Below are 26,963 nucleotides of genomic sequence, written 5' to 3'. Positions count from 1 at the left end.
GCCATGATCCACCTCTACACTTGGACCACGCCGAACGGGCGCAAGCCGCCGATCCTGCTGGAAGAGCTCGGCCTGCCCTACACGGTGCATCCGGTGAATATCGGCAAGGACGAGCAGTTCGCCCCCGACTTCCTGCGGATCTCACCCAACAACAAGATCCCGGCGATCGTCGTCGACGACGCGCCGGAGGGTCCGCTGACGATCTTCGAGAGCGGCGCCATCCTGACCTACCTCGCCGAGACCTCGGGGCGCTTCCTGGCGCCGTCCGGGGCGGCGCGGTTCAAGGCGCTGGAATGGCTGCACTGGCAGGTCGGGGGCCTCGGCCCGATGCTCGGGCAGCTCGGCTTCTTCGCGGTGCGCTCCCCCGAGAAGGCCCCGCTCGCGATCGGGCGATTCACCGACGAGGCTGGCCGGCTCCTCGGCGTGATGGAGCGGCGCCTGTCCGAGGTCCCGTACCTGGCGGGCCAGGACTACTCGATCGCGGACATCGCCTGCTATCCCTGGATGGTCGCCGCGACGACGTTCCTGAAGGAACCGCTCAGGGAGAGCCTGGAAGGGAAGCCCGCCCTGCAGCGCTGGCTCGCCGCGGTCGGCGCGCGCCCGGCGGTCCAGAAGGGGATGCAGGTCCTGGCGGCGTAGGCCGGGGGGCCTTGGCCGGCGCCGCGTAGGCGAGTTCCCGCGCCCGCGCGGCCCGGTGCTGGGCATGCGTGATGGCGATGGCGAGCGCGTCGGCGGCGTCCGCGGTGGCGGGGTCGGCCTTGGGGAGCAGGAAGCGCACCATCGCGGCGACTTGGTCCTTCTCGGCGTGGCCGACGCCCACCACCGTCTTCTTCACGAGGTTGGCGGCGTATTCCGCCACCGGCAGCCCGGCCAGGGCCGGCACCAGCAGGGCGACCGCGCGGGCATGGCCGAGCTTGAGGGTCGCCTGCGCGTCCTTGTTGACGAAGGTCTCCTCCACGGCGACCTCGTCGGGCCGCGTCGTCTCGACCACGCGCGAGAGGCCGTGGTGGAGGTCGCGCAGGCGCAGGGCGAGCGCGTCCTCCGCGTCGGAGGTGAGCACGCCGCAGCCCAGATAGGCGAGCCGCGTGCCGGTCACCGCGATCAGGCCCCAGCCGGTGCGGCGGAGGCCCGGATCGATGCCGAGGATGCGGACCGGTTCGGTCGGTGCCATGACGGGTTCCTTCGCCTCGGCCGGGTTGCGCCGGTCAGCATCGCTCCGATCCGGCGCCGCGACCAGTGCGGTCGACGGGCGGGTCTAGCCGTCCCGCCCCCTCGACGCCATAGCGTCCCGCCCTTGACGAAGCGTGACCGGCCCGGCTGGGTTGCGGCCGCCCCGCGCCAACCGGATCCGCACGATGTCCCCCCTCGCCAACGCCTCCATCGGCGGCCCACTCCTCGCCGCCGCCCTTCTCGGCGGGGTCGTGCGCGGCTTCACCGGGTTCGGCTTCGCGATGGTGTTCGTCCCGCTCGCCGCAGCGGTGGTGGGGCCCGCCGCCGCGGTGGGTCTGATCTGGATCGTGGACGCGCCGTTCTCGCTCTGGCTCGGCGCGCGATCGACCCGGCACGCCACCTGGCGGGAGGTGCTGCCGCTGCTCGCGGGCGCGACGGCGCTGCTCCCGGCCGGCGTATGGCTGGTGACGCGGCTCGACCCGGTCCTGGCGCGCTGGCTCACGGCGGGCGCGATCCTGGCCGGGCTCGCCGCCCTGATGACCGGGTGGCGCTACCGCGGGCGGCCCTCGCTCGGGCTCTCCGTCGCCGTCGGCGGCGCCTCGGGCCTCGCCAACGGCTTCGCCTCGCTGGGCGGGATGCCGCTCGCGGTGTTCTGGCTCGCCAGCCAATCCGCCGAGGCGGCGCAGGTCCGCCACAACCTGATGGCCTATTTCGGCCTCTCCACCCTCATCTCCGGGATGGTCCTCACCGCCGGCGGCGTGCTGACGGCGGACCGCGCGGCGCTCGCGCTGCCGCTCCTCGTCCCGTACGGGCTCGGGCTGATGGCCGGCGCGCGCGGCTTCCACGCCGCCTCCGAAAGGCTCTTTCGACGCGTCGCCTACGCGGTGATCCTGGCGGCGGTCTGCCTCGCGCTGCCGCTCCGGTAGGGAGCGGGCGGTTCAGTGGCTGGTGCGTAACGTCCGACGCGGGAAAACGGGCACGCCCTCAGGCCAATCCGGCCAGCACCACGTCCCGCAGCACCCGATTGGGCGGGATCCACTGGTCCTCGGCGAGGTAGTTGCCGGCCGTGACCGCCACCACGAGGTCCCGCCCGGGCAGGATGAAGAGGCGCTGCCCACCCTCCCCGTAGCAGGCCCAGACCCGGTCGAGATGCTCGGGTACCCAGCCCAGCGTCCGTCCGGACGCGACATCCCACACGTACCAGTGAAAGCCGAAGCGGCGCACCTCATCGATGCTCACGGCGGGCGTCGTGGCGGCGGCGATCCAGTCGGCGGGCACGATCGACACGCCCTCCAGGCTGCCGCCGCCCGCCACCAGCTCGCCGATCCGGGCGAGGTCGCGGGGCGCCATGCGCAGGCCCGAGGCCGCGTAGGGCGTGCCGTCGGGCGCGGCCAGCCACTCCGTCGGGCCGAGGCCCAGGGGCTCGAACAGCACCTCGCGGGCGTAGTCGTGCAGGGCGGTCCCGGTTCCCCGCGCGATCAGCCGGGCGAGCAGCGCCGTCGCCCCGCCGCAATAGGTGAAGCGCAGCCCCGGCGGGTGCAGGACCGGCCGCTCCAGCACGAAGCGGATCGGGTCGGGCGCCCGGTCCATCGCGATCTCGCTGTTCTCGGGATCCGCGTAGCTGCGGCTGGTCTCGTCCCAGGCGAGCCCGAGGGACATCGTGAGGGCGTGCGCGACGGTGATGCGCTCGCGCCCGGGCTGGCGGGCGAGATCGGCATGTTCCGGGAAGGCGGCGTAGAGCGGCGACTCGGGCGGCGGCACCCGGCCCCGCGCCAGGGCGATGCCGTACAGGAGGCCGACGATGCTCTTCGACACCGAGCGCAGGTCGTGCAGGGTCTCCGGCGCGAAGGCCACCCGGCCGAGGGGACGCCCGCGGGCATTGTCCTCGCCCTCGAAATAGCGTTCGAGCACGATCTCGCCGCCGCGCCGTACGACGACGCCGTGCAGGTTCCAGACGCGGTTGCGCGCCACCGCATCGTCGAGGCGCGCCCCGAGATCCTGCTCACCCGGAGGGGGCGATGCCTGCTCGACAGCCATGGCGCTCCTCGCGGTCGAGAAGGACGGAAGGGCCGACGCGGCTGCGGCGGCCAGGATCTCGCGGCGGCTGATCATGCGGCGCGCAGATTACCTTGCGGCAGCATCCTCCCGCAACACGTAGGTGTAGAACCGGATGCGCCCGTCCGGCTCGACCTGCCGGTAGACGCCCTGGATCTCCGCCTCGAAGCCCGGAAACAGGTTCGCCGAGGCCTCGAACATCGTGAAGTAGTCGAGCATGGGCTTGGCCCGGCCGTCCAGCCGCTCGCCCGGCAGCACCGTCGCGATGCCCGGGGGATAGACCAGCATCAGGGTCGTGGCGATCCGGCCCGCCGCCTCCGCGATCGGCACGAAGTCGACCTTGTTGCGGGTCAGCATCTGGGCCGCCTGCTTGGGCGGCAGCACCATCTCGGGCAGGTGCTCGGCCATGAACTGGCGCCGCTGCAGCGCCGAGGTGTTCGCCTCGCGGTGGAACGCGTGGTACTCGGCGCAGAGGTCGCGCAGGCGCACGCCCTGGTAGCGCTGCGGCCGCCGGCGCACGAAATCCGGCATGGCCTCCTCCAGCGGCACGTTGTCGTCGTGCAGCCGCTTGAAGGCGACGAGGCCCGAGATCAGCGTCCCGGCCTTCGAGGATTCGACGCCCGGCGTCAGCAGGAAGAGGAGCGAGTTCAGGTCGTTCTTCTCGGCCACGATGCGGTTCTCGCGCAGGTACTGCGCGACGATCGGCGCCGGCACGCCGTGATCCGCGTAGGCGCCGGTCCGGCGGTCGAAGCCTGGCGTGAGCACCGTGAGCTTGTTCGGGTCGGTGATGGCGTAGCCCGGCGCCACCTTGGTGAAGCCGTGCCAGCGCGCGCCGGGGGCGAGTTCCCAGTAGCGCGCATCGCCGGCCAGGAGGTCGGTGGGCACGCTCTCCCAGGGCACCTCGGCGCCGTCCGGCCCCGCCACCACGTCGGGGACGAAGGGATCGAAGAACCAGCGCCGGGCCGGGTCGGCCTCGTTCTCCTCGAATTCCTTGCGGATCGCCCGCACCTTCTTGCGCCACTCGATGCCGAGCCGGATCGTGTCGTCCCACAGGATCATGCCCGAGCGCCCCTTCATCATCTGGGCGCCGACATCGAGGGAGGCGAAGAGCGGGTAGAAGGGCGAGGTCGAGGCGTGGACGAGGAAGCTCTCGTTGAGCCGCCGGTGCTCGACCCGGCGGCTCTGGCCGCGGATGTGCCCGTCCTTGGTGTGGATCTGCGACGCTTGGCTGAAGCTCGCGAGCTGCTTGTGGGTCGATTGCGTCGCGATAATCCCGGGCGACTCGGGGGTCAGACCCTCCAGTCCCATGGCGAAGCGGCCCGCATAGAGCGGGTGGAACTTCATGAAGCCGGCCCAGGCCTCGTCGAACAGGATGTAGTCGCAGAGCGGGCCGATCCGCGCCAGGATCTCGCGGGCGTCGTAGATCGTGCCGTCATAGGTGCACTGTTCGATGACCGCGGCGCGGAACGGGCGCGGCTTGCGCCACGCCTCCTTGTCCGTGACCAGCGGGTTGCGGCGGATCTTCTCGCGGATCGCCGCCTCGTCGAGGGCGTCGTGGTCGATCGGGCCGATCAGCCCGTAGGCGTTGCGGTCGGTCTCCAGGAAGATCGGGATGCCGCCGCCGAGGAGAAGGGCGCCGTGATGGGCCGCCTTGTGGTTGTTGCGGTCGAACAGCACGAGGTCGTCCTCGGCCACGAGCGACGAGAGCACGATCTTGTTCGAGGCCGAGGTGCCGTTGAGGACGAAGTAGGTCTTCTCCGCCCCGAAGATCTGGGCCGCCTCCTTCTGCGCCCGCAAGGCCGGCCCCTCGTGGGTGAGCAGGTCGCCGAGATCGAGCACCGAGTTGTCGAGGTCGTCGCGGAAGATCGCCTCGCCGAGGTGCTCGACGAAGATCCGGCCGATCGGCGAGCGGTTGTAGAAGATGCCGCCGTTGTGGCCCGGGCAGGTCCAGAGCTGGTTGCCCTTCTCGGCGTAGTCGACGAGGGCGCCGAAGAACGGGGTCTTGAGGGTCTCGGCGTACTGGGTGACGCGGGAGACGAGGCCCCGCGCGATGAATTCCGGCGTCTCCTCGGCGAGGAAGATGTAGCCGTCGATGAAGTCGAGGAGCTCGACCGGGATGTCCTCCAGGCGCTTGCGCCGGACCATGATGACGATCGGCATCTCCAGGCCGCGCTTGCGCATCATGTCGATGAGCGCGGCGGCCTTGCCGTCGAGGCCGCGCTTGCCCCAGTCGACCACGAGGCAGCCGACGGCGGCGTCGGTCTGGACGGCGATCGCCGCGTCCTCCACCCGGCGGGCGCGCACCACCTCGAAGCCCCGCTGCTCGACCGCCGCCACGATCTGATTCACGCGGACGCCCTCAAGGTCGTCGGGATCGAAGGCGGGCGTGCACATCAGCACGGTGAAGCGGCGGTGGAAGTCCATGCGGTCGGCTCCGGGCTCGAGGCGGTCGGAGCTTTCGGGGAGGGGTGTGACGGTTGGATGACGGAGGCTGCCGAAGGGGCAAGCGCGAGCGTGAACCCCCCTCCTCGGCGGGGGAGGGTGATTTGCGGACAGGCGCAGCAGGATGCAGTCCCGCCGAGAGGACGGCGCGACGCTGATCCACGAAGCGCCCTGCACGACGGCTCAGATCTCTCCTGAAGCGTGGTTCCCCTCTCCCGCCCCACTCCGTGGAGCACCCTCCCCCGCAGAGGGGGGAGGGTTCAGGCGGCGCTTCGTTTCACTCCGCCGCCTGCGGCAGCGGCACCTCCGGCGCCCGGAACCGCGCGAGCAAAGCCGCCTCCTCGGCCTTGGCCTTAGCGAGGTTCGCCGCCTTCACCGGGCCGAAGCCGCGGATGCTCTGCGGCAGGTTGGCGAGGCCGACCGCCGTCGCGTGGTTCGCGGGCGTCAGGTCGCGCAGGATCTCGGCCACCAGGGCCTCGAAGTCGCGCACGAGACGACGCTCCTCCCGGCGCTCCTGCGTGTAGCCGAACACGTCGAGGGGCGTGCCGCGCAGGCGCTTCATCGCGGCGAGTACCCGGAACGCCTTCATCACCCACGGCCCGAAGCGCATCTTGCGCGGCCGGCCCGTGCGCGGGTCGGTGCGGGCGAGGAGCGGCGGCGCGAGGTGGAACTCGTAGCGCAGGTTCTCGCCCTCGAAGGCGCTGCGCACCTGCGCCTCGAAGTGACCGTCCGTGTAGAGGCGGGCCACCTCGTACTCGTCCTTGTAGGCCATCAGCTTGAACAGCGAGCGGGCCACCGCCTCGGTGAGCGGCGTGCCGCCCGGATGCACGGCAACCTCGCGCTCGCGGACGGATGCCACCGTGCGGGCGTAGCGCCGCGCATAGGCGGAGTTCTGGTACGCCGTCAGGAAGGCGACCCGGCGGGCGATCCGCGCGTCGAGGTCCGGCGCGAGTTCGGCCTCCGGCGGCGCTGCGAGCACGCCCAGGCTCTCCGGCGCAGCCGCGGCCCGCCGCCCCCACGCAAAGGCCGCGAGGTTCATCGGCACCGCCTCGCGGTTCAGCTCGACCGCCCGCAGGATCGCCGCCCGCGACAGCGGGATGCGCCCGCGCTGCCACGCGTAGCCGAGCATGAACATGTTGGCGGCGAGCGCATTGCCGAGCGCCGCGACGGCGAGCCCTGTCGCGTCGGTGAGGTCCGCGTGCGCCGCCCCGGCCTTCTCGCGGATCACCCGCTTGATCCGCTCGGCCGGCAGCGAGAAGTCCGGCTTGCGGGTGAAGTCGCCCGGCATGATCTCGGCCGTGTTGACGACGAGATGCGTGCGCCCGGGCTGCACCGCCGCCAGCACCTTGCGGGTGCCGGTCACCACGAGGTCGCAGCCGAGGATCAGGTCGGCGGCGCCCGCCGTGACGCGGATCGCGTGGATGTCGTCCTGGTGATTCGCCAGCCGCACGTGGCTGAACACCGCCCCGCCCTTCTGGGCGAGGCCCGCCATGTCGATCATCCCGAGGCCCTTGCCCTCAAGATGGGCCGCCATGCCGAGGATCGCCCCAACGGTCACCACGCCGGTGCCGCCGACGCCGGTGACCACGACGTTGTAGGTGCCGTCGATCGTCGGCAGCGCCGGCTCGGCCAGGCCCTCGTCCGGCGCGCCCGTCACCGCCACGGGCGGGCTCGTGCGGGGCTTGGCGCCGTGCACCGTCACGAAGGACGGGCAGAAGCCGTTCACGCAGGAGAAGTCCTTGTTGCAGCTCGACTGGTCGATCCGCCGCTTGCGGCCGAACTCGGTCTCCAGCGGCTGCACGGCGACGCAGTTCGATTGCACCGAGCAGTCGCCGCAGCCCTCGCAGACGAGGTCGTTGATGATCACCCGCTTGTCGGGATCGGGATACGCGTTGCGCTTGCGCCGCCGCCGCTTCTCGGAGGCGCAGGTCTGGTCGTAGATCAGCACCGACACGCCCGGCACGGTGGCGAGGTCACGCTGCACCGCGTCGAGCTCGTCCCGGTGGTGGATCGTCAGCCCGTCGGGCCAGCGCATCCCGGGCGGATACTTGTCCGGCTCGTCGGTGACGAGGGCGATGCGCTCTACGCCCTCCGCCCGGACCTGCGCGGCGATGCGGTCGACCGTGAGCCCGCCCTCGTGGGGCTGGCCGCCGGTCATCGCCACCGCGTCGTTGAACAGGATCTTGTAGGTGATGGTGGTGCCGGTATCGACCGCCCAGCGGAGCGCCAGCGACCCGGAATGGTTGTAGGTGCCGTCGCCGAGGTTCTGGAAGACGTGGCCGCGCTTCGAGAACGGCGCCTCGCCGATCCAGTTCGCCCCCTCCCCGCCCATCTGGGTGAAGCCGTCGGTGCCGCGCTCCATCCACTGCACCATGTAGTGGCAGCCGATGCCCGCATAGGCGCGGGAGCCCTCCGGCACCTTCGTCGAGGTGTTGTGCGGGCAGCCCGCGCAGAAGTGCGGGGTGCGCGTCGCCACGTCGGTGGTCGCGGCCAGCACCTCCTGCGCCTGCCGGAGAGTCGCCACCCGGGCCGCGAGCGCGTCGCTGCGGTGGTAGCGCAGCAGGCGCTCGCCGAGCGCCACCGCGATGTCGTTGGGGTCCAGCGCGCCCTTCACGGGGAAGAGCCACTGGCCGCGCTCGTCCTTCTTGCCGATGCAGATCGGCTGGTTGGCCGTCCCGTAGAGCTCCTCGCGGACCTGGACTTCGATCAGCGAGCGCTTCTCCTCAACCACCATGATGAGGTCGAGCCCGTCCGCGAAGGCGACGAGTTCCCGCTGCGACAGCGGCCAGGGGCAGGCGACCTTGTAGAGACGCAGGCCCATGTCGTTCGCCGTCACCTCGTCGAGGCCGAGGTCGTCCAGCGCCTGGCGCACGTCGAGGTAGGACTTGCCCACCGTGATGACGCCGATCTTCGGCTGCCGCCCGCCCGACAGCACGATGCGGTTGAGGTTGTTCGCCCGCACGAAGGCCAGCATCGCGTCGCGCTTGAAATCCTGGAGGCGGGCCTCCTGCTCCAGGATCCCGTCCGGCGTGCGGATGTTGAGGCCGCCCGGCGGCATCAGGAAGTCGTCCGGCAGCACGATCCTCACGCGGTCGAGGCGCGCGTCGACGCTGGCGGTCGACTCGATGTTCTCCTTGACGCACTTGAAGGCGACCCAGGCGCCGCAATAGCGGCTCATGGCGTAGCCGTAGAGGCCGTAATCGAGGATCTCCTGCACGCCGGCCGGGTTCAGGATCGGCGACATCACGTCGACGAAGTGGAACTCCGACTGGTGGGCGACCGTGGAGGATTCGGCCGTGTGGTCGTCGCCCATCAGCGCCAGCACGCCGCCATGCTGCGCCGTCCCGGCCATGTTGGCGTGGCGGAAAACGTCGCCCGAGCGGTCGACGCCCGGTCCCTTGCCGTACCAGAGCCCGAACACCCCGTCGTAGCGCCCCTCGCCGCGGATCGCGGATTGCTGCGAGCCCCAGACGGCGGTGGCGGCCAGTTCCTCGTTGAGGCCGGGCTGGAAGACGATGTTCGCCTGCTCCAGCACCTTGCGTGCCCGGAACAGGTTCTGGTCGAGGCCGGCGATCGGGGAGCCCCGGTAGCCCGAGACGAAGCCCGCGGTGTTGAGCCCGGCGGCCCGGTCGCGGGCCTGCTGCATCAGCAGCATCCGGATCACCGCCTGCGTGCCGGTGACGAAGACCTGCTCGCGCGAGAGGTCGTACTTGTCGTCGAGGCTGACGGATCGAAGGGACGAGACCGCCGACTGGCTGCCCATCGGGACACCTCCAGGAACTTCCCCCCACCGGACGCTGGCGGCCCGGTTCCGCCGGCCCTGCCCTGTCACCCGATTATGTCAGCAATGCTGACATTCTTTGGTACGGGGGTCAATGCGCTTCGCGCGCCATTCCGCTACGTCATCTTTGGGCGGCCGCGGCCTTGCCGGTCACGGCGATTCTCGGCATCACACGGCGAAGCCGCTCCCACCGCGAGACCCGCCAATGCCGCCCAGACCCGACGTCCTCGCCGCCATCGGCCGCACGCCGCTGATCCTCCTGCGCCGGGCCTCGGCGGAGACCGGCTGCACGATCCTGGGCAAGGCGGAATTCATGAATCCGGGCCAGTCCGTGAAGGACCGGGCGGCCCTGTTCATGGTCGAGGCCGCCGAGCGCGCGGGGCTGATCCGGCCGGGCGGCACCATCGTGGAGGGCACGGCGGGCAATACCGGCATCGGGCTGGCGATGGTGGGCAATGCCCGCGGGTACCGCACGGTGATCGTGATCCCGGAGACGCAGTCGGTGGAGAAGAAGGACGCCCTGCGGCTCGCCGGCGCGACCCTGGTCGAGGTGCCGGCGGTGCCCTTCGCCAACCCGAACAACTACGTGAAGGTGGCCGGCCGCCTCGCCGAGCGGCTGGCCGCGAGCGAGCCCGCGGGCGCCTTCTTCGCCGACCAGTTCGACAACGTGGCGAACCGCGCCGCCCACGTGGCGACGACCGGCCCGGAGATCTGGGAGGAGACCGGCGGCCAGGTGGACGGTTTCATCTGCGCGGCGGGCACCGGCGGCACGCTCGCCGGCACCGCCGAGGCCCTGCGCGCCCGCAACCCGGCGGTGCGGATCGGGCTCGCGGACCCGCAGGGTTCGGCGCTCTACCGCCATTACGCGACCGGCACGCTCAAGGCGGAGGGCAATTCGATCACCGAGGGGATCGGCCAGGGGCGCATCACCGGCAACCTCGCCGGGTTCACGCCGGACGTGGCCTACGAGATCCCCGATTCGGAGGCGCTGCCGATCGTGTTCGACCTGCTGGCCGAGGAGGGCCTGGGCCTCGGCGGCTCGTCGGGGATCAACGTGGCGGGGGCGATCCGGCTCGCCCGCGAACTGGGTCCCGGGCACACGATCGTGACGATCCTGTGCGATTTCGGCACCCGCTACGCCTCGAAGCTGTTCAACCCGGGCTTCCTCCGCGAGCGAGGGCTGCCGGTGCCGGCGTGGCTGGCGTCGCCGCGGGTGATCGATCCGGGGCTGGTGTGAGGGAGCGGGGGCCCTGGCGCAGACCACCGAAGCGCCTCTGTTCCTTCGAGCTCCCCTTTCCCGGACGACTGCGGCGACAGCGGAAGGAGATCCGGGAACCGCAAGAAGACGCCGCGAAGCGGCTCCGTATACCAGTACGGGTGCTGACAAGCGGACGCTTCGCGGAGTCCTGCGCTGGTTTCCGGGTCGCATTCCGCTGGCGCTTCATGCGCCCGGAAAAGGGTGGAACCGATGGTTCCCCCCGCTTGGCCTCAGCCCGCCGCCGGCGCCTCTCCGGGCTCCGGCCGCCGCGCGAGCACGCCGTCGATGAGCCCGAAGTCGCGCGCCGCCTCCGCCCCGAAGAAGGAGTCGCGCTCCAGCGCCCGCTCGATCGTGGCGTAGTCCTGGCCCGTGTGCCTCACGTAGATCTCGGTCATGCGCCGTCTCGTCGCCTCGGTCTCGCGGGCGTGGATGAGGATGTCCGTCGCCTGGCCCTGGAAGCCGCCGTGCGGCTGGTGGACCATGATCCGCGCGTTGGCCATGGCGAAGCGCTGCCCGGGCGCCCCGGCGGCCAGCAGAAGCGACCCCATCGAGGCGGCCTGCCCCACGCAGAGCGTCGTCACGGGGCAGCGGATGAACTGCATCGTGTCGTAGATCGACAGTCCCGCCGTCACCACGCCGCCCGGCGAGTTGATGTAGAGGGAGATCTCCTTCTTCGGGTTCTCAGCCTCCAGGAACAGCAGCTGCGCCACGATCAGCGAGGCCGACTGGTCCTCGACCTGCCCGGTGAAGAAGATGATGCGCTCGCGCAGGAGCCGCGAGTAGATGTCGAAGGAGCGCTCGCCGCGGCTCGATTGCTCGATGACCATGGGGACGAGGCTGGCGTAGCGGGTGACGGGATCGAGCATGGTCATCTCCTTAGGGCAAAGCTCCGCCCTCCGGCGCGACAGCGCCGGCCGACGAAACCGGGTTATGACGAGGATCAGGCGGCGCGGCGCAGGCGCATGACGGGCGGAGGCGTCGCCCGCCGGCCCAGCGGGCGCAGCATCGCGAGCGGGCGGGCCGGTCCGGCGCGGCGGGCCGCGAGGGGACGATGGACGACGCGGAGATGCGTGCCGCCCTCCGGCAGCGGCGTCAGCCGGAAGGTCACGACCGAGTCGCCCTCGGCGTCGCGCCAGCGGTAGGACAGGCGCTCGTGCGGCACCGCCTCGACGAGGTCGCAGGTGACCGGCCCGCCCTCGGCGGCGGGCAGGTCGAGCCGCAGGGGCGCGCCGGGCCGGGGATCGCGCGCGGCGGGCGCCAGCCACTCGGCCAGGATCTCCGGCACGGTGAGGGCGCGCCAGACCGTCGAGGGCGGCGCCGGGAGGTCGCAATCGGCGGTGACGTGGTCGTCCGTGTCGGATGCAGCGTCCATCAGTCCATCCTCGTGACGACGTCCCGGAGGCGCTGCAGGCGCTCGGGCCAGAAGGTGCGGTAGCGGTCGACCCAGTCGACCAGGGGCGCGAGCGCCCCCGGATCGGCCCGGTAGAAGGAGAAGCGCCCCTCGCGCCGCTCCTGCACCAGCCCGGCCCCCTTCAGGGCCGCGAGGTGCTGCGAGATGGCGGGCTGCGAGACGGTGGAGCCCGCCTTCAGCTCCGACACGGTCATCTCGGCACCGGTCAGCCGCTCGAACAGGGCTCGGCGGGTCGGGTCGGCCAGGAGACGGAAGAGATCCGCGTCGGTCATGACGGATTCATAAGCGTAGACTTATTTGTTGGCAAGCGGAGATGTGAGGGTCGCGCGCCGCCCGATCCCTCCCCCCTCTGCGGGGGAGGGTGCCCGGCGGAGCCGGGCGGGGGAGGGGATCCCCGGTGCCGAATGATCCTGAACCGTGGTGAAGGGCGCCACATTCTGAAGCGTGGTTCCCCTCTCGGCGGGACTGCGTCCCGCTGCGCTCACTCCGTTCGCCACCCTCCCCCGCAGAGGGGGTAGGGTTCCAGCGCGCGTCCTGCCCGCCTCGCCTTACGCCGTCCGCTCGGCCCGGAGCCCCAGCTTCTCCACCATCGCCTCGCGCATCAGGTACTTCTGCATCTTCCCCGTCACGGTCATCGGAAACGCGTCCACGAACTCAACGTAGCGCGGGATCTTCTGGTGGGCGATCTGACCGGTGCAGTGGGCGCGCAGATCCTCCGCGGTGAGCTCCGCCCCCGGGCGCAGCTTCACCCAGGCGCAGAGCTCCTCCCCGTAGCGCGGATCCGGCACGCCGAAGACCTGCACCTCCTGGATCGCCGGGTGCCGGTAGAGGAACTCCTCCACCTCGCGCGGATAGACGTTCTCGCCGCCGCGGATGACGAGGTCCTTGATCCGCCCGACGATGTTGCAGAACCCCTCCCCGTCGATCGTCGCGAGGTCGCCCGTGTGCATCCAGCCGGCGGCGTCGCGCACCTCGGCGGTCTTCTCGGGATCGTCCCAGTAGCCGCGCATGACGCTGTAGCCGCGGGTGCAGAGTTCCCCGGCCGTGCCGCGCGGCACGATCCGCCCCTCCGCATCGACGATCTTCACCTCCGTGTGCGGGTGGATGCGGCCCACCGTCGAGACGCGCCGCTCCAGGGGGTCGTCCACCGCGCTCTGGAAGCTCACCGGGCTCGTCTCGGTCATGCCGTAGCAGATCGTGAGCTGGGTCAGGTGCATCCGGTCCACCGCCCGCTGCATCACGGCGATCGGACAGGGCGAGCCCGCCATGATGCCGGTGCGCAGGCTGGCGAGGTCGAAGCGGTCGAAATCCGGGTGGTCGAGCTGGGCCAGGAACATCGTCGGCACGCCGTAGAGCGCCGTGCAGCGCTCGGCCTCGACGGTGCGGAGGGTCGCCAGCGGATCGAACCCCTCCCCCGGATAGACCATGGCCGCCCCGGAGGTGACGGCCGCGAGGTTGCCCATCACCATCCCGAAGCAGTGATAGAGCGGCACCGGGATGCAGATCCGGTCCTCCGGCTCCAGGCGCATCGCGCGCCCGACGAAAGAACCGTTGTTGAGGATGTTGTGGTGGGTGAGCGTCACCCCCTTGGGACTGCCCGTCGTCCCGCTGGTGAACTGGATGTTCACCGGATCGTCGAACTGCAGCGCCCCGGCATTCGCGGCGATCCGCGCCCGCTCGGCCTCGCCGGCCCGTGCGGCGACCGCCCCGAAGGCGAGCGTCCCCGGCGAGGCCTCGCCACCGATCTCGATGACGATGCGCAGGTGCGGCAACCGCTCCGCCCGCAGGGCTCCCGGCTCGGCCTCGCGCAGCTCGGGCGCCAGCGTCGTCAGCATGCCGATGTAGTCGCTGGTCTTGAAGGCGCGCGCGGTCACGAGCGCTTTGCAGCCGACCTTGTTCAGGGCGTATTCCAGCTCCGCCAGCCGGTAGGCGGGGTTCACCGTCACCAGGATCAGCCCGGCCTTGGCGGCGGCGAACTGGGTGAGCGCCCACTCGGCGTTGTTGAGGGACCAGATCCCGATCCGGTCGCCCCGCTCCAACCCCAGCGCCAGCAGCCCCGCCGCGAAGGCCTCGGCCTTCTCGTTCAGCGCGGCCCAGGTCCAGCGCACGCCGCCCGCCGGCGCGATCAGCGCCGGGCGGTCGGGCCAGCGCGCGGCCGCGGCGCCGAGCGCCTGCCCGATCGTGAGGCCGATGAGCGGCGCGTCGACGGCCCCGTGCACGTAGCTCGGCTGCGCTTCTGTCGTCATGGCGTCCTCCGGCTTGGCGCCGGCGGCTCTCGGGCCGACTCGGCGAATCCACCTTGCTTTAAAAACGATCGTTCGTATAGATACGGGAAACGACCGGAGGACGCCCATGATCCCGAACGCCATGCGCGAGTTCAATTTCGGCCTGGGCGAGACGGCCGAGGCGATCCGGGACAGCGTGCGCGGCTTCGCGCAGGACCGCATCGCGCCCCGCGCCGAGGAGATCGACCGCACCAACACCTTCCCGCGCGACCTCTGGCCGGAGATGGGCGCGCTCGGCCTGCACGGGATCACGGTCGAGGAGGAGTATGGCGGGCTCGGGCTCGGCTACCTCGCGCATTGCGTGGCCATGGAGGAGGTGTCGCGCGCCTCGGCCTCGGTGGGACTGTCCTACGGCGCCCACTCGAACCTCTGCGTGAACCAGTTGCGACGCAACGGCACGGACGCGCAGAAGCGCAAGTACCTGCCGAAGCTGATCTCCGGCGAGCATGTCGGGGCGCTCGCCATGTCCGAGCCGGGCTCGGGCTCGGACGTGGTCTCGATGCGCACCCGCGCCGAGAAGCGCGGCGACCGCTACGTGCTCACCGGCTCCAAGATGTGGATCACCAACGGCCCGGTCGCCGAGACGCTGGTGGTCTACGCCAAGACCGACCCGCAGGCGGGCCCCCGCGGAATCACCGCCTTCCTGATCGAGAAGGGGATGAAGGGCTTCTCGACGGCGCAGAAGCTCGACAAGCTCGGCATGCGCGGCTCGGACACCTGCGAATTGGTGTTCGAGGAATGCGAGGTGCCGGAGGAGAACGTGCTCGGCGAGGTCGGGCGCGGCGTCAACGTGCTGATGTCCGGCCTCGACTACGAGCGCGCGGTGCTGGCGGCGGGGCCGCTCGGCATCATGCAGGCCTGCCTCGACGTGGTCCTGCCCTACGTGCACGAGCGCAAGCAGTTCGGGCAGCCGATCGGCGAGTTCCAGCTCGTCCAAGGCAAGCTCGCCGACATGTACGTGTCGACCAACGCCGCCAAGGCCTACGTCTACGCGGTGGCGCAGGCCTGCGACCGCGGCGAGACCACCCGCGAGGACGCGGCCGGCGCCATCCTCTACGCGGCCGAGCGGGCGACGCAATGCGCGCTCGACGCGATCCAGCTCTTGGGCGGCAACGGCTACATCAACGACTACCCGACCGGGCGGCTCCTGCGCGACGCCAAGCTGTACGAGATCGGCGCCGGCACCAGCGAGATCCGCCGGATGCTGATCGGCCGCGAACTCTTCGCCAAGTCGGCCTGAGCGGCGCCATGGCGATCCTGCCGACGAGCGCCGACCTCGCCTCCCCGGAGGCGGCGCGCAACCGCGACGCCTGGGGCGAATTGCGCCAGACCCTGAAGGCCCGCCGGGCCGAGGCTGCCGCGGGCGGTCCGGCCAAGGCCCGCGAGCGCCACCTCGCCCGCGGCAAACTCCTGCCGCGCGACCGGGTGATGCGGCTCCTCGATCCGGGCTCGCCCTTCCTGGAGATCGGGGGGCTTGCCGCCTACGGGATGTACGACGACGCCATCCACGCGGCGGGCGTGATCGCCGGGATCGGGCGGGTGGCGGGCCGCGAGGTGATGGTCGTGTGCAACGACGCCACCATCAAGGGCGGCACCTACTATCCCGTGACGGTGAAAAAGCACCTGCGGGCGCAGGAGATCGCGGCGCAGAACCGCCTGCCCTGCCTCTACCTCGTCGATTCCGGCGGCGCGAACCTGCCGCAGCAGACCGAGGTCTTCCCCGACCGCGAGCATTTCGGGCGGATCTTCTACAACCAGGCCCAGATGTCGGCGGCGGGGATCCCGCAGATCGCCTGCGTGATGGGCTCCTGCACGGCGGGCGGCGCCTACGTGCCGGCGATGTCGGACGAGAGCGTGATCGTGCGCCGCCAGGGCACGATCTTCCTCGGCGGCCCGCCGCTGGTGCGGGCCGCGACCGGCGAGGTGGTGACGGCGGAGGATCTCGGCGGGGCGGATGTCCACGCGCGGCTCTCCGGCGTCGCCGACCACTACGCCACCGACGACGCGCACGCGCTCGCCATCCTGCGCCGGATCGTCGGCACGCTGAACAGCGTCAAGCGGCCCGACCTCGACATCGCGGCGCCCCGCGAGCCGCTCCACGACGCGGGCGACCTCGACGCGCTCGTGCCGGTGGACCTGCGCAAGCAGTACGACGCGCGCGAGCTGATCGCCCGGCTCGTCGACGGTTCGGAATTCGACGAGTTCAAGCGGCTCTACGGCACCACGCTGGTGACGGGCTTCGCTCGGCTCTGGGGCATGCCGGTCGGGATCCTCGCCAATAACGGCATCCTCTACTCGGAGAGCGCGCTGAAAGGGGCGCACTTCATCGAGCTGTGCTGCCAGCGCCGGGTGCCGCTGCTGTTCCTGCAGAACATCTCCGGCTTCATGGTCGGGCGCGAGGTCGAGGCGGGCGGCATCGCCAAGAACGGCGCCAAGCTCGTCACCGCGGTGGCGACGGCGGGCGTGCCGAAGCTCACGGTGCTGGTAGGTGGCTCCTACGGGGCGGGCAATTACGGCATGTGCGGGCGCGCCTACGGGCCGCGCTTCCTGTTCGCGTGGCCGAACTCGCGGATCTCGGTGATGGGCGCCGAGCAGGCCGCGAGCGTGCTGGCCACGGTGCGCCGCGACAACATCGAGGCGTCGGGCGGCGCCTGGTCGCCTGAGGAGGAGGAGGGCTTCAAGGCCCCGATCCGGGCGCAGTTCGAGGCGGAGGGTTCGCCCTACTACGCCACGGCCCGGCTGTGGGACGACGGCATCATCCTGCCCGAGGAGACCCGCCGGGTGCTCGGGCTCGCTCTCTCCGCCGGCCTGAACGCGCCCGTCGAGGAGACGCGGTTCGGGCTGTTCCGGATGTGACGGGGATGCGTGCGCGCGCGCCTGAACCCTCCCCCCTCTGCGGGGGAGGGTGCCCCGCTGCGAGTGCGAAGCACTCGTGCCGGGGCGGGAGAGAGGAACCGCGTTTCACGACATGCCTCAGGCGTGACGACGGCAAATATCAGACGAAGCGTCGTGCCGTTCTCCTCTATGGTTCTCATGATGTACGGGTACTGGAACGAGGCGCGGGATCCCCTCTCCCGAGTGGGAGAGGGGTAGGGGTGAGGGACGGACGCTTCAGCAAGCAGACTGAACCGTTGAGCTGCCGGCGGCCCGGTTGCGTCTCCTTGCTGAACCCGAGCCACCCTCACCCCCGACCCCTCTCCCAATCGGGAGAGGGGAGACGCGCTCCTTCTTTTCCCCGGACAGTCCCGGTGCGGAGGGGGGAGGGCTCATCGCGCGCCTCCTCCCCACAGCCACCCACACCACGCGATCGAAGGAGATCCGCATGACCGCGCTCCGCTCCGTCCTGATCGCCAACCGGGGCGAGATCGCCTGCCGGATCATCCGCACCGCCCGGCGACTCGGCCTGCGCACCATCGCGGTCTACTCGGAGGCCGACCGGCACGCGCTGCACGTCACGCTCGCCGACGAGGCCCACCCGATCGGCCCGGCGCCAGCCGCCGAATCCTACCTGCGCATCGACCGCATTCTCGACGCCGCCCGGCGTGCCGGCGCGGATTGCATCCATCCGGGCTACGGCTTCCTCTCCGAGCGGCCCGCCTTCGCCGATGCCTGCGCGGAGGCCGGGATTGTCTTCGTCGGCCCGCCCGCCGCGGCGATCCGCGCCATGGGCCTCAAGGACGCCGCGAAGGCCCTGGTGGCGAAGGCCGGCGTGCCGGTCGTGCCGGGCTATCACGGCGCCCGCCAGGAACCCGACTTCCTCGCCGCGGAGGCCGCCGCGATCGGCTACCCAGTGCTGATCAAGGCGGTGGCCGGCGGCGGCGGCAAGGGTATGCGCCGGGTCGAGGGGCCGGAGGACTTCGCCGCCGCCCTCGAAGGCGCCCAGCGCGAGGCCCAGAACGCCTTCGGCGACCCCCGCGTCCTCGTCGAGAAGTACGTGCTGAGCCCGCGCCACGTGGAGATCCAGGTCTTCTGCGACGGCCACGGCAACGCCGTGCACCTGTTCGAGCGCGACTGCTCCCTGCAGCGCCGCCACCAGAAGGTGATCGAGGAGGCCCCCGCGCCGGGCATGCCGGCCGAGGTGCGCGCCGCGATGGGCCGGGCCGCCGTCGAAGCGGCCCGCGCGGTCGGCTACGTGGGCGCCGGCACCGTCGAGTTCATCGCCGACGGCCGCGAAGGCCTGAGGCCGGACGGCTTCTGGTTCATGGAGATGAACACGAGGCTGCAGGTCGAGCACCCGGTGACCGAGGCGATCACCGGGCTCGACCTCGTGGAGTGGCAGTTCCGTGTCGCCGCGGGCGAGCCGCTGCCCAAGACCCAGGACGACCTCGCCATCGACGGGCACGCCGTCGAGGCGCGGCTCTACGCGGAGGATCCGGCCGGCGGCTTCCTGCCCTCGACCGGGCGGCTGCGCGCTCTCGACCTGCCGACAGGCGAGGGCGTCCGGGTCGATGCCGGCGTGCGGGCGGGCGACACCGTCTCGCCCTTCTACGACCCGATGATCGCGAAGGTCATCGCCCACGGGGCCACCCGCGACGAGGCCCTCGACCGGCTGGCGCGGGCCCTGGAGCACACCCTCGTGGCCGGCCCGAAGGCCAACGTCGCCTTCCTGAAGGCGCTGGCCGAGGCGCCCGAGTTCCGGGCCGGGCGGTTCGACACCGGCTTCATCGACCGCAACCTCGACGCGCTGACCGGCCGCGGGGCCGCCCCCGACCCGGAGGCGATCCGGCACGGCGTCGCCGCCCTCCTCGACCGCGATCGCGTCGTCCCGTCAGGACCGCCCTCGCCGTGGGACGTGGCCGACGGGTTCCAGCTCGGCGGCGGCCGGCGCCTGTCCTGGCCGATCCTCGTCGAGGGCGAGGCGAGCGCGGTGGATCTCTCCTGGCCGGAGGGCGGCGGCGCGCTGGCGATCGAGGCCGGAGCCCCCTCCCCCGCGCCAAGTCCGGTCCGGGTGGTCGAGACCGAGCGCGGCGTGCTCGTGGTGGCGCGCGGGCGGCAGGTGGCGCTCGCGCCGCCCGACCCGTTCGACGTCGACCTCGACCACATCGGCGAGGGCGGCAGCGTCAAGGCACCGATGCACGGGCGGCTCGTCGCCGTCTTCGTGGCGCCGGGCGACCGGGTCACCCGCGGCCAGCGCCTCGCTATCGTCGAGGCGATGAAGATGGAGCACGCGCTCACGGCGCCCGCGGACGGCGAGGTCACCGAGGTGACGGCAGAGGCCGGCGCCCAGGTCGCCGAAGGGGCGCGCCTCATCGGGATCCGGTCCGCCGAGACCGGCGGCACGGAGGACGCAGCATGACGAGCCCGCTTCCCACCTCGACGCATCCCCGCGGCGGGCTCTACTTCGAGGATTTCGAGGTCGGCCGCGTGCTGCACCATCGGCTCACCCGCACGGTGACGCAGATGGACAACATGCTGTTCTCCAACATGACGCTCAACCCGCAGCCGCTCCACATCGACGCGCATTTCTGCGCCACCGAGACCGAGTGGGGCCGGCCGCTGATGAACTCGCTGTTCACGCTGGGGCTGATGATCGGGATCTCGGTCAACGACACGACGGTCGGCACCACGATCGGCAATCTCGGCATGACCGACGTGCGCTTCCCCGCGCCCCTCTTCGAAGGGGACACGATCCGGGTCGAGACCGAGGTGGCGAGCAAGCGCGAGTCGCGCTCGCGGCCGGATGCCGGCCTCGTCGAGTTCATCCACCGCGCCTACAAGCAGGACGGCACGCTGGTGGCCGAGTGCAAGCGGCAGGCCTTCATGCGGCGGCGGCCCGCGGGCGAGCCGGTGGTGGAGACGGCCTGATGCGCTCGCTCCTGTTCGTGCCGGGGGATTCTCCGCGCAAACTCGACAAGGGCCTGGAGGCGAGGGCCGACGCCCTGATCCTCGACCTGGAAGACTCGGTCGCCCTCGACGGCAAGGCCGCAGCGCGTGCCACGACGGCGGCCTTCCTGGCACGGATCCGCGCCCTCCCGGACCGCCCCCGGCTCTACGTGCGGGTCAACGCCCTCGACACCGGCCTCATCGACGACGACCTCGCCGCCGTGATGCCGGCGGGTCCGGACGGGATCGTGCTGCCGAAGGCGGCGGGCGGCCCGGACGTGGCGGCGCTCGGCGCCCGGCTCGCCGTGCACGAGGCCGAGGCCGGCTTGCCGGACGGCGCCACGCGCATCCTGCCCATTGCCACCGAGACGGCCCGCGCGGTCTTCGCGCTGGGCACGCTGGCGGGATCGAGCCCACGGCTCATCGGCGTGACCTGGGGGGCGGAGGACCTCTCGGCCGATCTCGGCGCCGAGACGAACCGCGACGAGAGCGGGTGGAGCGGCCCGTTCCGCCTCGCCCGCAACCTCGCGCTGCTCGCCGCCGCCGCCGCGGAGGTCGACGCCATCGACACGATCAACGCCGCTTTCCGCGATCTCGACGGGCTCGCCCGCGAGTGCGGCGAGGCGCGACGCGACGGCTTCATCGGCAAGATGGCGATCCACCCGGCGCAGGTGCCGGTGATCAACGCCGCCTTCACGCCGTCCGAGGAGGAGATCGCCCGGGCGCGGGCGGTGGTCGCGGCCTTCGCGCGGGCGCCCGGGACGGGGGTGGTGGGCCTCGACGGTCAGATGCTGGACCGGCCTCACCTGCGGCGGGCGGAGCGGCTGCTGGGGCGGGTCGGCGTCTTCCCGTGAGGCGCTTCCCGTGCGAGACTCATCCAGACCCACTGAACGCGAAGGACATCCGTGAACCTGACCCTGCCCATTCCGGACGACTTGGCCGAGCGCCTCTCTTCGGACGGCGAGGATCTCGCGCGACGGGTCTTGGAGGCGTTCGCGGTCGAGGAATATCGCGCGGGGCGCGTGAGCTTGGCCGAGCTTCGTCGACTGCTCGGCTTCGGCACCCGCTCGGCCCTGGACGCCTTCCTGAAGGCTCGCGGCATCTACATGGATATCGACCTCGCCGACGTTGATCGCGATCGGGCGGACCTCGCCAATCTCGGGTTCTGACGCTTGCGCGTTGTCGCAGATACCGGACCGCTCAACTATCTTGTGCTGATCGAGCAAATTTCGATTCTTCCAAATCTTTTCGAGAGGATCGCCATTCCCGAGGAGGTGGCTGCTGAGTTGCGGCACCCGGACGCGCCGCCCGTGGTTCGCTCCTGGATGGTCGACCCCCCTCCTTGGCTCACCATCCAGCCCGCGCCGACGGCCGACGCCTCAGCTTTCCCCAAGCTCGACGCTGGCGAGCGCGCCGCCCTTCTGTTGGCTTCGACGACCAGGGGAGACCTGCTCCTCATGGACGACCGGGCCGGTGTTGCAGCCGCGCGGGCAAGCGGGCTCGCTGTCACCGGAACGCTCGGGCTCCTCACGCTCGCAGCCCGCAGGAAGCTCGTCGATCTCGAGGCGGCGTTCGCGGCGCTTCGCGCGACGAATTTCCGATGCCGCCCCGCACTCCTCGACGTACTCCTGGAAGACCACCAACGCGATGGTGTCGGCGAGCGGCGCTGAGAGAGGCGCGACGCAGGATAGAGGTGGCATCCAAGCCGCCAGGGAGGAAACCAATGCCCGGCCATTACGATGCCCGCGAGATCGACAGCCCGGAATCCCGCGACGCCGCCCTCTTCGCCCGCCTGCCGGCCGCGCTCGCGGCGGCCCTGACCGCCCCCGCCTACGCGGCGCATCTCGGCGCCCTCGATCCGGCTTCCGTCACGGACCGCGCCGCGCTCGCCCGCCTGCCGGTCCTGCGCAAGGGCGAGATGCCCGAGACGCAGCGGGGCGCCCTCCCGTTCGGCGGCTTCGTGCCGGCGGCGCCGGGGCGCTTCCCCCGGCTCTTCACCTCGCCCGGCCCGATCTTCGAGCCGCAGCGCAGCGGCGAGGATCCCTGGGGCGGCGCGCGCGCCCTCTTCGCCGCCGGGTTCCGGCCAGGCGACGTCGTCCTCAACACCTTCGGCTATCACCTGACGCCCGGCGGCTTCATCTTCGACACGGCGGCGCGGGCGCTGGGCTGCGCGGTGATCCCGGCCGGCCCCGGCAACACCGAGCAGCAGCTGGATCTGATCGAGGCTTACCGACCCGCCGGCTATTGCGGCACGCCGGATTTCCTGCGGATCCTGGTCGAGGCCGGGCGCGCGGCGGGCCGGGAGGTCTCCTCGCTCAAGCGCGCCCTCGTCTCCGGCGCGGCCTTCCCCAAGAGCCTGCAGGAGATCGTGGCCAGGTTCGGAATCGACGCCTACCAGGCCTACGCGACGGCGGATGTCGGCTTCATCGCCTACGAGACTTCCGCCCGCGACGGGCTCGTCGTCAACGAGGACCTGATCCTGGAGATCGTGCGTCCCGGCACCGGCGACCCCGTGCCGGACGGCGAGGTCGGCGAGATCGTCGTCACCGTGCTCGATCCCGACCGGCCGCTGATCCGCTACGCGCTCGGCGACCTCACGGCGGCGCTGAGCGGCCCGAGCGCCTGCGGGCGCACGGCCCCGCGCATCCGCGGCTGGATGGGCCGCGCCGATCAGGCCGCCAAGGTGAAGGGCATGTTCGTGCGTCCCGAACAGGTGGCGGAGATCGGCCGGCGGCATCCGGAGCTCGGGCGCCTGCGCCTCGTGGTGACGCGCGCCGACGAGACCGATGCCATGACCCTGCGGGCGGAGAGCACCGCGACGAATCAGGCCCTGGCGGAGGCGGTCGGCGAGACCCTTCGGGCGGTGACGAAGCTGCGCGGGAGCGTGGAGTTGGTGACGCCCGGGACCCTGCCGAACGACGGCAAGGTCATTGCCGACGAGCGCCCGACCGGCTGACCTCGACGAGGCGCGGCGGCGCGGGCAGGCTCTCGGCCATGCCGGCCCCGCTCACCAGCGACAACACCATGCCGAGGAAGGTCTCCTGCACGTCGTCCTTGGTCAGGCGCCCGCCGGGCCGGTACCAGGTGCAGATGCCCGACAGCATGGCGAGGATCGCGTAGGCCGCCATCTTGGTGTCGGCGAACCGGAAGGCGCCGGTCACGCGGCCGAATTCGAGGATCTCGATCAGCTTGTCCTCGTAGTCGCGCCGCAGGGCGACGATCGCCGCGTAGTTCTCCGGCTCCAGACTGCGCAGCTCGGAGTAGCAGATGAAGACCTCCTGCGGCCGCTCGATGTGGTAGGCGACGTGGAATTCCACGAACCGCGTCAGCCGCTCGACGGCGCTGCCCTCGGGCAGGAGCGCCGCATCGAGGGCCGCGTGCAGGTCGCGCATGTGGGTGCGGATCAGGTCAAACAGGAATTCCTGCTTGTTGCGGAAGTAGTTGTAGAGGGACCCCTGCTGGATGCCGACCGCGCCCGCGAGCTGGCGCAGGCTCATGGCCGCGTAGCCGTGCGTGTAGAGGAGCTGCAGGCCGGCCCGGCGAATCGCCTCCTCGGTCCTGGGCCCGGACGAGCCCGCGATACGCGCCATGGTGAACCTGCATCCCCTCTCGACGGCTCATCTCACAGGCGCGGGATCCCCTCTCCCGGGTGGGAGAGGGGTAGGGTGAGGGCCGGACGCTGCCGTGAGAAACCGGAACCGTCCCGCCGGGCAGCTCGACCGTTCAGTCTACTCGCTGAAGCCGAGCCACCCTCACCCCTGACCCCTCTCCCACCCGGGAGAGGGGAATCGCGCCTGCATTCGAAACTCAGGTTCGGACGGATGGCACGGACTCCCGCCCCATACGACGAACGTCGCCCCACCCTATCACTTGACGCTCGGAAAAAAACAGTCGAACGTATTTTCAAGGTGCATGGCACCGCCTCGCCCAGCGAGGGCCTGCACGGCAGAGCCGCCCCGAGCGAGAGGGCGGCCGCCGGACCGGAGGGAGGTTCAACGTGGCGGATGCCCTCGAGGTGCGCCAGGTCTCGCTGCGCTTCGGCGGCGTGAAGGCCCTGACCGAGGTCGGCTTCACGGTCGAGCCCGGCGAGCTGTTCTCGATCATCGGCCCCAACGGCGCCGGCAAGACCTCGATGCTCAACTGCATCTCGGGCCGCTACCGGCCGACCGAGGGGCAGGTGCTGTTCGGCGGTCGCGACATCACGCAGGCGAGCCCGAACGCGCGGCCCAAGCTCGGCATCGGCCGCACCTTCCAGAACCTCGCGCTGTTCCACCACATGAGCGTTCTCGACAACATCATGGTCGGGCGCCATCACCTCCTGCGCAACAACTTCCTGACGGGCTCGCTCTACTGGCTGCCGGGCGTGCGCTCCGAGGAGCTTGCGCACCGGCGGCGCGTCGAGGAGATCATCGACTTCCTGGACCTGCAGCCCTACCGCAAGGCGACGGCCGGCACCCTTTCCTACGGGTTGCGCAAGCGGGTCGAGCTCGCCCGCGCCATGGCGCTCGAACCCAAGCTCATCCTTCTCGACGAGCCGATGGCCGGCATGAACCTCGAGGAGAAGGAGGACATGGCCCGCTACATCGTCGACCTGAACGAGGAGTTCGGGATGACGGTGGTGATGATCGAGCACGACATGGGCGTCGTGATGGACATCTCCCACCGGGTGATGGTGCTGGATTTCGGCCGCCGGATCGCGCTCGGGCGGCCCGAGGCGGTGCTCGCGGACCCGCATGTGCGCCGCGCCTATCTGGGCGAGGAGGACGAGGTGGAGGAGAAAGCCGTCCCGGTCCGGGCGGTGTCGTGATGGCGACCGACTTCGCCTCCCGCGCCGTGCAGGCCGACACCTTCCCGAAGCTCCTGCGGCTCAACGCCCGCGAGCACCCGGAGGCGGTGGCCCTGCGCGAGAAGGATCTCGGCCTCTGGCGGGAGATCTCCTGGGGTGCCTACCAGGACCGCGTGCGGTCCTTCGCGCTCGGGCTTCGCGACCTCGGCCTCGGCGAGGGCGACGTCGTCGGGCTGATCGGCGACAACCGCCCGGACTGGGTGGCCGGCGAGATCGCCGCCCACGCGCTCGGCGCTCTGTCGCTCGGCCTCTACCGCGACGCGCTGGAAGAAGAGGTCCATTACCTGCTCGATTATGGCGAGGCCCAGGTGGTCTTCGCCGAGGACGAGGAGCAGGTCGACAAGCTCCTGACCCTCGCGGACCGGCTCCCGGCGCTTCGCCACATCGTCTATTGCGACCCGCGGGGCTTACGGAAATACGACGACCGCCGGCTGATCTCGGCCGAGGAGCTGGCCCGGCGCGGGGCCGCCCTCGAAGCCGCCGAGCCGGGCCTCTACGACCGGCTCGTCGACGCCACCGACGGCGAGGCGGTGGCGATCCTCTGCACGACCTCCGGCACCACGGCGCGCCCGAAGCTCGCCATGCTGAGCGCAGGACGGGTGCTGCGCCACTGCGCCAGCTATCTCGCGGCCGACCCCAAGGGGCCGGAGGACAACTACGTCTCGGTGCTGCCACTGCCCTGGATCATGGAGCAGGTCTACGCGCTGGGTCAGGCGCTCCTCTCGCGGATGAAGGTCAATTTCGTCGAGGAGGCCGACACGCTGATGCACGACTTCCGGGAGATCGCCCCGACCTTCGTGCTCTTCGCCCCCCGGGTCTGGGAGGCGGTGGCCGCCGACGTGCGCGCCCGGATGATGGATGCCTCGCCCCTCAAGCAGTGGCTGTTCGCCCGTGGGGTGGAGCGGGGGCTCAAGGCCCTGGAGACCGGAGGACGCTCGCCGGTCGCCGAGTTGCTCCTGTTCCGGGCGCTGCGCGACCGCCTCGGCTTCACGCGCCTGCGCTCAGCGGCGACCGGCGGCGCGGCGCTCGGCCCCGACACGTTCCGGTTCTTCCGCGCGCTCGGCGTGCCGCTGCGCCAGCTCTACGGGCAGACCGAGGCGCTCGGGGCCTACACGCTCCACCGCGGCGACACGGTCGATTTCGACACGGTGGGCGTGCCCTTCGACGGCAGCATCACGATCCGCATCGTCGACCCGGACCGCAACGGCATCGGCGAGATTCACGCCCGCCACGCCAACATGTTCCTCGGCTACTACAAGGCGCCCGAGGGGACGGGCGACGTGGTCGACGGCTGGATGCACACGGGCGACGCCGGCTACCTCGACGCCAAGGGCGAGCTCGTGGTGATCGACCGGGTCAAGGACCTCGCCACCAACGCCCGCGGCGAGCGCTTCTCGCCCCAATATCTGGAGAACAAGCTCAAATTCTCGCCCTACGTCGCCGAGGCGGTGATCCTCGGCGCCGGGCGCGACTACCTCGCGGCGCTGATCTGCATCCGCTACGCCGTGGTGGCGAAGTGGGCGGAGAAGAACCGCATCGCCTTCACCACCTACAGCGACCTCGCCTCCAAGCCCGAGACCATCGCCCTGCTGCGGGAGGAGGTGGAGCGGGTGAACGCCTCGCTCGCCGAGCCGCAGCGCATCGCCAAGGTGGTGCTCCTGTACAAGGAACTCGACGCCGACGACGGCGAACTCACCCGCACCCGCAAGGTCCGCCGCGGCGTGATCAACGAGAAATACGCCGACCTGATCGCGGCGATCTACGCGGGCCAGCCCAGCTACCGGGTCGACACGGTGATCCGCTTCCAGGACGGCTCGACGCAGCGTATCCGCACGACCCTGCCGGTGACGGACCTGCGCCCGGCCGCCCCCGTCCTCGCCGCCGCCGAGTAG

The 26,963-nt window shown here is 71.2% G+C and carries 22 protein-coding genes; 13 read left to right on the top strand and 9 right to left on the bottom strand.

The features are described 5' to 3' along the window. The first annotated feature begins 3 nt into the window (after positions 1-3). Positions 4-639, top strand: coding sequence for a glutathione S-transferase N-terminal domain-containing protein (locus ACW9J6_RS29465; protein WP_457119908.1), 636 nt, complete (start codon positions 4-6; stop codon positions 637-639). On the opposite strand, the gene ruvC is transcribed toward ACW9J6_RS29465, so the two are convergent. Continuing rightward, complete coding sequence (ruvC, locus tag ACW9J6_RS29460; protein ID WP_457119907.1) at positions 539-1,171, bottom strand: crossover junction endodeoxyribonuclease RuvC; 633 nt, start codon at positions 1,169-1,171, stop codon at positions 539-541. The two genes, ACW9J6_RS29465 and ruvC, sit on opposite strands and share 101 nt — an antisense overlap. A gap of 184 nt (positions 1,172-1,355) precedes the next feature. Between ruvC and ACW9J6_RS29455 the strand changes: the two genes are divergently transcribed. Then, complete coding sequence (locus ACW9J6_RS29455; protein WP_457119906.1) at positions 1,356-2,096, top strand: sulfite exporter TauE/SafE family protein; 741 nt, start codon at positions 1,356-1,358, stop codon at positions 2,094-2,096. A 58-nt stretch (positions 2,097-2,154) separates the two neighbouring features. Here the strand turns inward: ACW9J6_RS29455 and ACW9J6_RS29450 are convergent, their stop codons facing one another. From ACW9J6_RS29450 to ACW9J6_RS29440, 3 genes are all read right to left on the bottom strand, one after another. Next, positions 2,155-3,207 (bottom strand): serine hydrolase domain-containing protein, encoded by a 1,053-nt coding sequence (locus ACW9J6_RS29450; RefSeq protein ID WP_457119905.1) that lies wholly within the window; start codon positions 3,205-3,207, stop codon positions 2,155-2,157. 87 nt (positions 3,208-3,294) lie between these two features. Continuing rightward, entirely contained in the window at positions 3,295-5,649 is a 2,355-nt protein-coding gene (locus tag ACW9J6_RS29445; RefSeq protein ID WP_457119904.1) for an Orn/Lys/Arg family decarboxylase, read from the bottom strand. 295 nt (positions 5,650-5,944) lie between these two features. Next, positions 5,945-9,430, bottom strand: a complete 3,486-nt coding sequence (locus ACW9J6_RS29440; protein ID WP_457119903.1) for an indolepyruvate ferredoxin oxidoreductase family protein — start codon at positions 9,428-9,430, stop codon at positions 5,945-5,947. 223 nt (positions 9,431-9,653) lie between these two features. On the opposite strand from ACW9J6_RS29440, the gene ACW9J6_RS29435 reads away from it, so the two are divergent. Next, entirely contained in the window at positions 9,654-10,685 is a 1,032-nt protein-coding gene (locus ACW9J6_RS29435; protein WP_457119902.1) for a cysteine synthase A, read from the top strand. 251 nt (positions 10,686-10,936) lie between these two features. On the opposite strand, the gene ACW9J6_RS29430 is transcribed toward ACW9J6_RS29435, so the two are convergent. From ACW9J6_RS29430 to ACW9J6_RS29415, 4 genes are all read right to left on the bottom strand, one after another. After that, positions 10,937-11,572 (bottom strand): ATP-dependent Clp protease proteolytic subunit, encoded by a 636-nt coding sequence (locus ACW9J6_RS29430; RefSeq protein ID WP_457119901.1) that lies wholly within the window; start codon positions 11,570-11,572, stop codon positions 10,937-10,939. A 74-nt stretch (positions 11,573-11,646) separates the two neighbouring features. Next, the gene (locus ACW9J6_RS29425) at positions 11,647-12,078 is read right to left on the bottom strand and encodes an SRPBCC family protein (RefSeq protein ID WP_457119900.1); all 432 of its coding nucleotides are present in this window, start codon (positions 12,076-12,078) and stop codon (positions 11,647-11,649) included. Beyond that, on the bottom strand, positions 12,078-12,389 hold the full coding sequence (locus ACW9J6_RS29420) for an ArsR/SmtB family transcription factor (protein ID WP_457119899.1): 312 nt from the start codon (positions 12,387-12,389) through the stop codon (positions 12,078-12,080). Before ACW9J6_RS29420 ends, ACW9J6_RS29425 begins: the two co-directional genes overlap by 1 nt. Before the next feature lie 276 nt (positions 12,390-12,665). Then, a complete protein-coding gene (locus ACW9J6_RS29415) occupies positions 12,666-14,363 on the bottom strand; it encodes an AMP-binding protein (RefSeq protein WP_457119898.1) in 1,698 nt (565 codons plus the stop codon). Between the two features lie 106 nt (positions 14,364-14,469). On the opposite strand from ACW9J6_RS29415, the gene ACW9J6_RS29410 reads away from it, so the two are divergent. From ACW9J6_RS29410 to ACW9J6_RS29375, 8 genes are all read left to right on the top strand, one after another. Then, positions 14,470-15,642 (top strand): isovaleryl-CoA dehydrogenase, encoded by a 1,173-nt coding sequence (locus tag ACW9J6_RS29410; protein WP_457119897.1) that lies wholly within the window; start codon positions 14,470-14,472, stop codon positions 15,640-15,642. 8 nt (positions 15,643-15,650) lie between these two features. Then, complete coding sequence (locus tag ACW9J6_RS29405) at positions 15,651-17,258, top strand: carboxyl transferase domain-containing protein (RefSeq protein WP_457119896.1); 1,608 nt, start codon at positions 15,651-15,653, stop codon at positions 17,256-17,258. A gap of 466 nt (positions 17,259-17,724) precedes the next feature. Further along, a complete protein-coding gene (locus tag ACW9J6_RS29400; RefSeq protein WP_457119895.1) occupies positions 17,725-19,698 on the top strand; it encodes an ATP-binding protein in 1,974 nt (657 codons plus the stop codon). After that, complete coding sequence (locus tag ACW9J6_RS29395) at positions 19,695-20,207, top strand: MaoC family dehydratase (RefSeq protein WP_457119894.1); 513 nt, start codon at positions 19,695-19,697, stop codon at positions 20,205-20,207. Before ACW9J6_RS29400 ends, ACW9J6_RS29395 begins: the two co-directional genes overlap by 4 nt. Beyond that, the gene (locus tag ACW9J6_RS29390; protein ID WP_457119893.1) at positions 20,207-21,079 is read left to right on the top strand and encodes an HpcH/HpaI aldolase/citrate lyase family protein; all 873 of its coding nucleotides are present in this window, start codon (positions 20,207-20,209) and stop codon (positions 21,077-21,079) included. Before ACW9J6_RS29395 ends, ACW9J6_RS29390 begins: the two co-directional genes overlap by 1 nt. A 51-nt stretch (positions 21,080-21,130) precedes the next feature. Further along, positions 21,131-21,394 carry a UPF0175 family protein gene (locus ACW9J6_RS29385; RefSeq protein WP_457119892.1) on the top strand — a complete coding sequence of 88 codons (264 nt, stop codon included), beginning with the start codon at positions 21,131-21,133 and terminating at the stop codon, positions 21,392-21,394. Between the two features lie 3 nt (positions 21,395-21,397). Further along, positions 21,398-21,895: a DUF3368 domain-containing protein gene (locus ACW9J6_RS29380; RefSeq protein WP_457119891.1), complete on the top strand. Its 498-nt coding sequence runs from the start codon at positions 21,398-21,400 to the stop codon at positions 21,893-21,895. A 53-nt stretch (positions 21,896-21,948) separates the two neighbouring features. Then, the gene (locus tag ACW9J6_RS29375) at positions 21,949-23,181 is read left to right on the top strand and encodes a phenylacetate--CoA ligase family protein (RefSeq protein ID WP_457119890.1); all 1,233 of its coding nucleotides are present in this window, start codon (positions 21,949-21,951) and stop codon (positions 23,179-23,181) included. Here the strand turns inward: ACW9J6_RS29375 and ACW9J6_RS29370 are convergent. Further along, positions 23,153-23,815, bottom strand: a complete 663-nt coding sequence (locus ACW9J6_RS29370; protein WP_457119889.1) for a TetR/AcrR family transcriptional regulator — start codon at positions 23,813-23,815, stop codon at positions 23,153-23,155. The two genes, ACW9J6_RS29375 and ACW9J6_RS29370, sit on opposite strands and share 29 nt — an antisense overlap. Before the next feature lie 407 nt (positions 23,816-24,222). Here ACW9J6_RS29370 and ACW9J6_RS29365 point away from each other — a divergent pair, with 407 nt between their 5' ends. After that, positions 24,223-25,032 carry an ABC transporter ATP-binding protein gene (locus ACW9J6_RS29365; protein WP_457119888.1) on the top strand — a complete coding sequence of 270 codons (810 nt, stop codon included), beginning with the start codon at positions 24,223-24,225 and terminating at the stop codon, positions 25,030-25,032. Further along, positions 25,032-26,963 (top strand): AMP-binding protein, encoded by a 1,932-nt coding sequence (locus tag ACW9J6_RS29360; RefSeq protein WP_457119887.1) that lies wholly within the window; start codon positions 25,032-25,034, stop codon positions 26,961-26,963. Before ACW9J6_RS29365 ends, ACW9J6_RS29360 begins: the two co-directional genes overlap by 1 nt.

This window comes from Methylobacterium sp. JK268 (genome assembly GCF_054052225.1).
The sequence above is the reverse complement of the archived record's forward strand: the minus strand, read 5'-3'. Positions and strand labels throughout refer to the sequence as shown.